Below are 8,077 nucleotides of genomic sequence, written 5' to 3'. Positions count from 1 at the left end.
GCGGAGCTTTCGATCGCTGTATCGCCGCTCGGATGGCGTGCGTGGTCGTGGCGCTGCCGTGGAGTATCTGGCCCATAGAGCCTCCCGATGTGAGCACTCAGCTAAGCTGAGTCCCCCACACAGCGGGACCAGACACCTAGGCCTCCATGCCCCGCGGCCAGCAGTTCAGCGCCACGCGCAGGCCCGGCTGGGCGTCCTCCAGCACAAGGGTGAAATGGTGCAGGCGGGCGATCGCGGTGACGATGGAGAGGCCCAGGCCCGAGCCCGGCGCGTTGCGGGTGCGCTCGGCGCGGTAGAAGCGCTGCAGCACCGCGTCGCGCTCGGCCGCCGGCACGCCCGGGCCATTGTCGGCCACCTCGATGCGCGGCCCCTCGGGGCGTGCCAGCAGGCGGATACTGACCTTGCCGCCCTTGGGCGTGAACTTCAGCGCATTGTCGACCAGGTTGCTGACCGCCTCGAAGAGCAGGGTCGGGTCGGCCGCCGCGGCCGGCGCCTCGGGCGCGATCTCGGCGGCCAGCTCGACGCCGCGGTCCTCGGCCGAGGGCTCGTGCAGCTCGATCACATGCTCCAGCACGCTCTGCAGCCGCACCGGCTCGAAGAACGCCTGGCGGTCGCGCCGCTCGATCTCGCCGATCCGCTGCAGGGCGCGGAAGCGGATGAGCAGTTCGTCGGTCTCGGCCAGGGCCTGCTCGATCATCTGCCGCTCGGCGCCGTCCAGCCGCGTCTCCTGGCTGGCCCGGTAGAGCAGGGCCCGCAGGCGATTGAGCGGGGTGCGCAGGTCGTGGGCGACGTTGTCGCCGACGCTCTTCACCTCCCACAGCAACCGTTCGGCGTCGTCCATCATGGTGTTGGCGACACCGGCCAGCATGTCGATCTCGTCGCGCCGCCGCGACACCGGCAGGCGCACGCCGAGCTGGCCCTTCAGCGCCGCCTGGCTGGCCTCGCGCAGGATGTCGATCCGCTGCAGGGGCCGCAGGCTGAGCGCCGCGGCCGCCGCCAGGCCCAGCACCAGGGCCACGCCGCCGCTCACCGCCAGCGCGCGCATCACGATGTCGCGCAGCCCCGACAGCACCAGGGCGTCATGGCCCACGAACAGGATCTCGCCCCAGGGCAGGCGCTCGGCCAGCGCGCGCGAGCCGGGCTGCAGGTTGGCCGCCTTGATCTCGCGCGGGGTCCCGTCGATCGGGAAGCGCGGCGGCAGGGCGCGGACGTTGCCGGTGATCCAGACGCCCTCGGCGGAGAACAGGCCGTAGTACTCGATATGCCGCGCGTCGGCCGCCACCGCCTGGGTCACCCGCTCCGGCAGCCGCTCGGCCCCGCCCAGGGTCAGGCCGCGCGCTTCGCTGACCACGATGCCGTCCATCTGCCGGCCGAGGTAGCCCGCGGTCTGCTGGTAGATCAGCCCCATCAGCGCCAGCACGGCCAGCGCGAACACCGCCCCGTTCACCAGCGTCAGCCGGAACGGCGTGGTGCGCCACAGTTCGCCCAGCTTCATGGCGCGGGCCCCTTCACGGCGCCGGGTCCGGCGCGCGCAGCTCGTAGCCGGCGCCGCGGATGGTGTGGATCAGGGGCGCCAGGCCCGGCGGGTCGATCTTGCGGCGCATGCGGCCCAGGTGGACGTCGATGAGGTTGGTCCCCGGATCGAAATGATAGCCCCAGATCGCCTCGAAGATCATCGTCCGGGTCAGCACCTGGCCGGAGTTCCGCATCATATATTCCAGCAGCTTGAACTCGGTGGGCATCAGCTTGATCTCAGCGCCGGCGCGCTGCGCGGTGCGGCTGTAGAGGTCGAGCTCCAGGTCGCCCACCGAAAGCGTGGTGCGCGGCGGCGCGACCCGCCTGCGCAACAGCACCTCCAGCCGCGCGGCCATCTCCTCCGAGGCGAAGGGCTTGGTCATGTAGTCGTCGCCGCCGGCGCGCAGGCCGCGGATGCGCTCGTCCACGTCGGAGAGCGCGCTGATCATCAGCACCGGCACGTCGATGCCCGCGCCGCGCATGGCGGTGACGATGGTCAGGCCGTCGACGCCCGGCAGCAGGCGATCGAGGATCACCGCCTCGTAGGCGCCGCTCAGCGCCCGCTCCAGCCCCTCGCCGCCGTCGGCCGCCCAGTCGACGCCGAAACCGTGCTGCTCCAGCTCGGCGACGATCTCCCGCCCGGTGGTGGCGTCGTCCTCGATGGCCAGGATCTTCGGCATCGGCTCCCCTGCCGCCCAGCGGAAGGCGGCCCCTGGTCTGTAGCGCGAACCCGCCGCCTCGCCCATAACGGGGACTGTATCGGGGAGACCGCCTTGGCCATCGAGACCGCACGCCAGACCGGCAGGAAGACCAGGGCCGACGGCCGTTTCGCCGGCATGCGGCTGGTGCGCGGCGGGACCTTCCGGATGGGCTCGGAGGACTTCTATCCGGACGAGCGCCCGGTCCGCCCGGCCGCGGTCGGCGACTTCTGGATCGACGAGACCCCGGTCACCAATGCGCAGTTCGCCCGCTTCGTGGAGGCCACCGGCTACGTCACCTTCGCCGAGATCCCGCCCGATCCGCGGGACTATCCCGGCATGGACCCCGCCAATGCGCGCGCCGGCTCCCTGGTCTTCACCCCGCCGGGGGGGCCGGCGGACCTGAAGGGGCCGGCGACCTGGTGGGCCTTCGCCTTCGGCGCCTATTGGCGCAAGCCGCTGGGGCCGGATGGGCCCGACGCGCTCGCCGAGCATCCCGCCGTGCATATCGGCTATCCGGATGCGCAGGCCTATGCCCAATGGGCGAGGAAACAGCTGCCGAGCGAGGCCGAGTGGGAATATGCCGCGCGCGGCGGCCTGGACGGCGCGGCCTATGCCTGGGGCGAGGAACTGGAGCCGGAGGGGCGGGTCCTGGCCAAGACCTGGCAGGGCGTCTTCCCGCACGACAACCGCGCGCCGCCCGGCCTGGAGCGGACCTCGCCCGTGCGATCCTATCCGCCCAACGCCTATGGGCTCTACGACCTGATCGGCAACGTCTGGGAGTGGACGGCCGACTGGTACGCCCAGCCGAAGCCCGCGAACGTGGCGGCCGGCGCGAGCTGCTGCGGCCAACCGCGCTCGGAGGCCCTGGTCCGTGAGGAAAGCTGCGACCCGGCCTCGCCGGTGGCCGGCATTCCGCGGCGGGTCGCCAAGGGCGGCTCGCACCTCTGCGCGCCCAACTACTGCCAGCGCTACCGGCCCGCCGCGCGCTGGCCGCAGCCGATCGACACCACCACCTCGCACATGGGGTTCCGGTGTGTCGTACGCAGATGATCCGGCCGCCGGCCGCCTAACGCGCGGCCAGGCCGGCGATCAGGGTCAGGACCGCCGAGCGCAGTTCCGGCGAGCGGATCCGCCCGAACGCGGCCACCAGCTGGGCCGCCTGGCTATCGGGCGCCGCCGCGGCGGCGGCTGGGTCGGCCTCGTGCAGCAGGTCGGTGACCGGCATGGCCAGGGCGTCGGCGAGCTTGACCAGCATGGTGGCCGAGACGCGGTTGGTCCCGTTCTCGTACTTCTGCACTTGCTGGAAGGTGATGCCGAGTTTGCCGCCGAGGGCCGATTGCGAAAGTCCCAACTCGCGACGGCGGCGGCGTATCCGCTCGCCCAGGGCCGCATCGAGTTGTCCGGAGCGAGGCGTGCGGGTTGAGGCCATCTAGGTCCTTCGGCTGTTGACGGAGTCGTAGACCGTGCGGCGCCCAGCGCGCGCCGCTTACGAGACGAATCTCATCGAACGGTGAAATCTCTCCTGTCCGGCCTATAGCGAACGGAATCGGGCTTCACTACGCCACGGTGGTTGCGGCCCCATGGTCAACGCCTCAACCATGCCGCGTACCCGCAAACTCGCGCGGAGGCTGCGATATTTACCGACAACCGTCATCCGGGCGTAAAGCGCCGCTGTGCATGGACAACCGCCATCCGGTCGCGGATGGTCGCAGGGCATGTGTGACACCCTGACCGCGCTTCGGGGGTCGACCGCCCGCGGTGCGACCCTCTTCGCCAAGAACAGCGATCGCGAGCGCAACGAGGCCCAGGCCCTGGAGATGACTCCGCGCCGCTCGGGCGGCGGCGCGCTTCGGCTGACCTACATCACCATCGAAGACGCAGCGGCGACTCACGCCTGCCTGCTCAGCCGGCCGTTCTGGATGTGGGGCGCGGAGATGGGCGTCAACGAATACGGCGTGGCCATCGGCAACGAGGCGCTGCATGCCTTGATCCCGGCCCAGCGCACCCGGGCGCTGACCGGCATGGACCTGGTGCGCCTGGGCCTGGAGCGGGCGACCAGCGCCGCCGAGGCGGTCGAGGTGATGATCGAGCTGCTGGAACGCCACGGCCAGGGCGGTGACTGCGGCCATCTCTCGCGCTTCTACTATCACAACGGCTTCCTCATCGCCGACGCGCGCGAGGCCTATGTGCTGGAAACCGTCGGGCGCTGGTGGGTGGTCGAGCGGGTGAAACACCATCGGGCGATCTCCAACGCCTACTCGATCGGCAAGTCCTACGAGGCGGTCAGCGACAATCTGGCCGCCTTCGCCCGCGAGCAGGGCTGGACCGGGTTCGGCGGCCGCTTCGACGTGGCGGCGCATCTCAGCGACGAGGCGCGCGAGACGGAGGGCTTCGGCCGCGCGCGCTGCGCCCGCGGCGGCGCCCTGCTCTCCGCCGCCTCGCCTCGGCTGCGGCCCGAGGGGATGATGGCCATCCTGCGCGACCACGGCGAGGCGGCGGACTGGAACCCGGCCGGCGCCCAGAGCCGCACCATCTGCATGCACGCCGCGAAGGTTCCGCGGCGCAGCCAGTCGGTGGGGTCACTGGTGAGCGAGCTCAGGCCCGAGCGCACGGTGCACTGGATCACCGGCACCGCGGCGCCCTGCACCAGCCTGTTCAAGCCGGTGCTGTTCGAGGTGGGCCTGCCCTACGCCGGGCCGGAGCCCAACGACTGGTACGATTCCCAGAGCCTGTGGTGGCGCCACGAGATGACCCACCGGGCGATGCTGGCCGACCTGCCCTCGGCCCTGGCCGCCATCGCGCCCCAGCGCGACGCTCTGGAAGCCGACTTCGTCGCCCTGATCGACGAGGCCTTCGACGAGGACGAGCCCGAGGCGCTGCATCGCGCGGTGATCGACTGCTGGCGCGAGGCGGCCGAGGCCGAGGCGCGCTGGGCGCAGCTGTTCACGCCGGCTCCGCCGGCCGGGCGCAGCAGCCATGCCCGCAGCTGGGCGCGGCTCAATCAGGTGGCGGGTCTGCCGCGAACCTGATTTCGTAGGGGGCACGAGGGCCCGCGCCATGAACGACATCTCCGACCGCCGCACGCCGAACCGTCCGGACCTCGACGCCTTCTGGATGCCGTTCACCGCCAACCGGCAGTTCAAGGCCGAGCCGCGCCTGCTGGTGGGCGCGAAGGGCATGTACTACCGCACCGAGGACGGGCGCGAGATCATCGACGGGGCGTCGGGCCTGTGGTGCGTCAACGCCGGGCATGGGCGGACCGAGATCGCCGAGGCGGTGGGCCGCCAGCTGGTCGAGCTGGACTACGCGCCCTCGTTCCAGATGGGCCACCCGCTGGCCTTCGATTTCGCCAGCGAGCTGGCCGCGCTGGCGCCGCAGGGCCTGGACCGGGTCTTCTTCACCAACTCCGGCTCGGAGTCGGTGGACACCGCGCTGAAGATCGCGCTCGCCTATCACCGCGCCCGCGGCGAGGGGCAGCGCACCCGGCTGATCGGCCGCGAGAAGGGCTACCACGGGGTCGGTTTCGGCGGCATCTCGGTGGGCGGGCTGGTCAACAACCGGCGCATGTTCCTGACCCTGCCGGGCGCGGAGCACCTGACACACACCCACGACCTGGCGAAGAACGCTTTCTCCAAGGGCCTGCCGCCGCACGGGGCGGAGAAGGCGGACGACCTGGAGCGGCTGGTGGCCCTGCACGGGGCGGAGACCATCGCCGCGGTGATCGTCGAGCCGGTGGCGGGCTCGGCCGGCGTGTTGCCGCCGCCTGTGGGCTATCTGGAACGGCTCCGCGAGATCTGCACGAAGTACGGGATCCTGCTGATCTTCGACGAGGTGATCACCGGCTTCGGGCGCCTCGGGACGCCGTTCGCCGGCCAGTTCTTCGGCGTCACCCCCGACATCATGACCACCGCCAAGGGCGTGACCAACGGCGCCTTCCCCATGGGCGCGGTGTTCGCCGGGCGCCACGTGCATGACGCCATCGTCCAGGGACCGGCCGGCGCCATCGAGCTGTTCCACGGCTACACCTATTCCGGCCATCCCGCGGCCTGCGCGGCGGGGTTGGCGACGCTCGGCGTCTACCGGCGCGAACGCCTGCTCACCCGCGCGGCCGAACTTGCGCCAGGCTTCGAGGCGGCGGTCCACGGCCTGCGCGGGCGCAGGCATGTGATCGACATCCGCAACATCGGCCTGATGGCGGCGATCGAACTCGGCCCCCGCGACGGCGCGCCCGGCGCGCGCGGGTTCGAGGCGCACCTGAAGGCGTTCCAGGCCGGCGCGCTGATCCGCTACACCGGCGACATCCTGGCGCTGTCTCCGCCGTTGATCGCCACGCCCGAGGAACTCGAGCGGCTGGTCGGGATCGTCGGCGACGTCCTGGACGCCATCGACTGACGGTTTCCACATGAAGTTCCGGTGACGCCCTGGCGCCTGAGGGGCGGCGGACATATGTGGCCCTCATCCCAAGCCTCACCACCCGGAGAAGCGCCTTGTCCCTTTCGCTCTACGACGTCTCGATCCCGGTCTACATCCGCATGCTGGGCAACCTCGCCCACTTCCTCGACAAGGCCGACGCCCACGCCCAGGAGGCCGGCGTCGATCTCTCCACCTACGCCGAGGCGAACCTCGGCCACGGCATGTTCAACCTGGCCCGCCAGATCCAGCTGGCCAGCGATGCGGCCAAGGGGGGCGCGGCGCGCCTGGCCAGCATCGAGGCGCCGGCCATGCCCGACGAGGAAAAGACCTTCCCGGAACTGGTCGTCCGTATCCAGAAGACCATCGCCTTCCTGGAAGGCGTCAAGCGCGATCAGGTGGATGGGCGCGAGAACGCCGAGATCGTGCTGAAGCTGCCCAGCCGCAGCATGGAATTCACCGGCCTGTCGTTCCTGACCACCTTTTCCCTGCCGAACTTCCTGTTCCACGTGACCACGGCCTACGCGATCCTGCGCAACCAGGGCGTCCCGCTGGGCAAGATGGACTTCCTGGCCGGCGCCGCGACGGCCCAGGCCCAGGCCGCCTAGGCGCGAAGCCGCCCCTCGAAGGCGAAGCGCCCCACCGGCTCGCGGCCGCTGGGGACTTCGCGGGCGCGGAAGTTTTCCGGCAGCACCGACGCCTCGGTGGGGCGGCCGACCGCGAAGGCGGCTTCGATGCGGTAGTCGCTTTCCGGCGCGCCGGTCGCCGCATGGGCCTTGTCCACGTGGAAGCCGCCCATGCCGTGGGCGGCCCAGCCGATGTGGTGCGCCTGGAGCGCCAGATAGGCCCAGGCGGCGCCGGCGTCGAAGCTGTGGCTGCGATTCTCGGAGGGCTCGGCGCCCGGCTTCCTGCGGAACCGGTCGGAGATGACGTAGCCCAGCACCGAGACGCCGACGCCGACCCAGGCCTGGTTGTATTCCATCAAGGCGTCGAACAGCGGCTCCCACTCAGGCGTCCCGCGATGGGCGTAGACGAACCGCCAGGGCTGGCCGTTGAAGGCCGATGGCGCCCAGCGCGCCGCCTCGAACAGGCTCATGAGCAGGGCCGGCGGCATGGGCTCGCCGGTGAAGGCGCGCGGCGACCAGCGGGCGAGGAAGAACGGCTCGAGGTCGTGGTCGGCGGTTCGGGAATTCAGCGTCAGGGGCATTGCGGTCCGGATACGGCCTATTTCTTCCCGATGTGGGCGATGGTGGCGATCTCCACCAGGAAATCGGGCTTCACCAGGCCGCACTGGATGCAGAACCGCGCCGGCTTGTCGCCCGGGAAGTACTCCGCATAGACCTTGTTGACCGTCGCGTAGTCGGCCCAGTCCTTGACGAAGATATGGTTCATGGTGACGTCGTCCATGGTCCCGCCGGCGGTCTCGACGATCGACTTGATGGTCTCCATCA

General features: G+C 70.9%; 9 protein-coding genes. 4 read left to right on the top strand and 5 right to left on the bottom strand.

The window, feature by feature from the left end:
- Positions 1–136: 136 nt before the first annotated feature.
- Together VGL85_RS12745 and VGL85_RS12740 are read right to left on the bottom strand one after the other, a co-directional pair.
- Positions 137–1,495 (bottom strand): HAMP domain-containing sensor histidine kinase, encoded by a 1,359-nt coding sequence (locus VGL85_RS12745; RefSeq protein ID WP_331589321.1) that lies wholly within the window; start codon positions 1,493–1,495, stop codon positions 137–139.
- Between the two features lie 13 nt (positions 1,496–1,508).
- Complete coding sequence (locus VGL85_RS12740; protein ID WP_331589320.1) at positions 1,509–2,195, bottom strand: response regulator transcription factor; 687 nt, start codon at positions 2,193–2,195, stop codon at positions 1,509–1,511.
- Between the two features lie 93 nt (positions 2,196–2,288).
- Here VGL85_RS12740 and VGL85_RS12735 point away from each other — a divergent pair, with 93 nt between their 5' ends.
- Positions 2,289–3,266: a formylglycine-generating enzyme family protein gene (locus VGL85_RS12735; protein WP_331589319.1), complete on the top strand. Its 978-nt coding sequence runs from the start codon at positions 2,289–2,291 to the stop codon at positions 3,264–3,266.
- A gap of 16 nt (positions 3,267–3,282) precedes the next feature.
- Here the strand turns inward: VGL85_RS12735 and VGL85_RS12730 are convergent, their stop codons facing one another.
- A complete protein-coding gene (locus VGL85_RS12730) occupies positions 3,283–3,645 on the bottom strand; it encodes a helix-turn-helix transcriptional regulator (RefSeq protein WP_331589318.1) in 363 nt (120 codons plus the stop codon).
- Between the two features lie 286 nt (positions 3,646–3,931).
- Here VGL85_RS12730 and VGL85_RS12725 point away from each other — a divergent pair, with 286 nt between their 5' ends.
- The 3 genes from VGL85_RS12725 to VGL85_RS12715 all read left to right on the top strand — a co-directional run bounded on the left by VGL85_RS12725 (position 3,932) and on the right by VGL85_RS12715 (position 7,234).
- Positions 3,932–5,245 carry a C69 family dipeptidase gene (locus VGL85_RS12725; RefSeq protein ID WP_331589317.1) on the top strand — a complete coding sequence of 438 codons (1,314 nt, stop codon included), beginning with the start codon at positions 3,932–3,934 and terminating at the stop codon, positions 5,243–5,245.
- 28 nt (positions 5,246–5,273) lie between these two features.
- Positions 5,274–6,608: an aspartate aminotransferase family protein gene (locus VGL85_RS12720; RefSeq protein ID WP_331589316.1), complete on the top strand. Its 1,335-nt coding sequence runs from the start codon at positions 5,274–5,276 to the stop codon at positions 6,606–6,608.
- A gap of 95 nt (positions 6,609–6,703) precedes the next feature.
- Positions 6,704–7,234 (top strand): DUF1993 domain-containing protein, encoded by a 531-nt coding sequence (locus VGL85_RS12715; protein WP_331589315.1) that lies wholly within the window; start codon positions 6,704–6,706, stop codon positions 7,232–7,234.
- On the opposite strand, the gene VGL85_RS12710 is transcribed toward VGL85_RS12715, so the two are convergent.
- Positions 7,231–7,833: a nitroreductase family protein gene (locus VGL85_RS12710; protein ID WP_331589314.1), complete on the bottom strand. Its 603-nt coding sequence runs from the start codon at positions 7,831–7,833 to the stop codon at positions 7,231–7,233. The two genes, VGL85_RS12715 and VGL85_RS12710, sit on opposite strands and share 4 nt — an antisense overlap.
- 17 nt (positions 7,834–7,850) lie before the next feature.
- On the bottom strand, positions 7,851–8,077 hold a 227-nt coding region (locus VGL85_RS12705), incomplete at its 5' end, for a Rid family hydrolase (RefSeq protein WP_331589313.1).

Origin of the sequence: Phenylobacterium sp. (assembly GCF_036501465.1) — a bacterium.
Taxonomy (GTDB): Bacteria; Pseudomonadota; Alphaproteobacteria; order Caulobacterales; family Caulobacteraceae; genus Phenylobacterium.
This window is presented reverse-complemented; position numbering and strand designations above follow the sequence as displayed.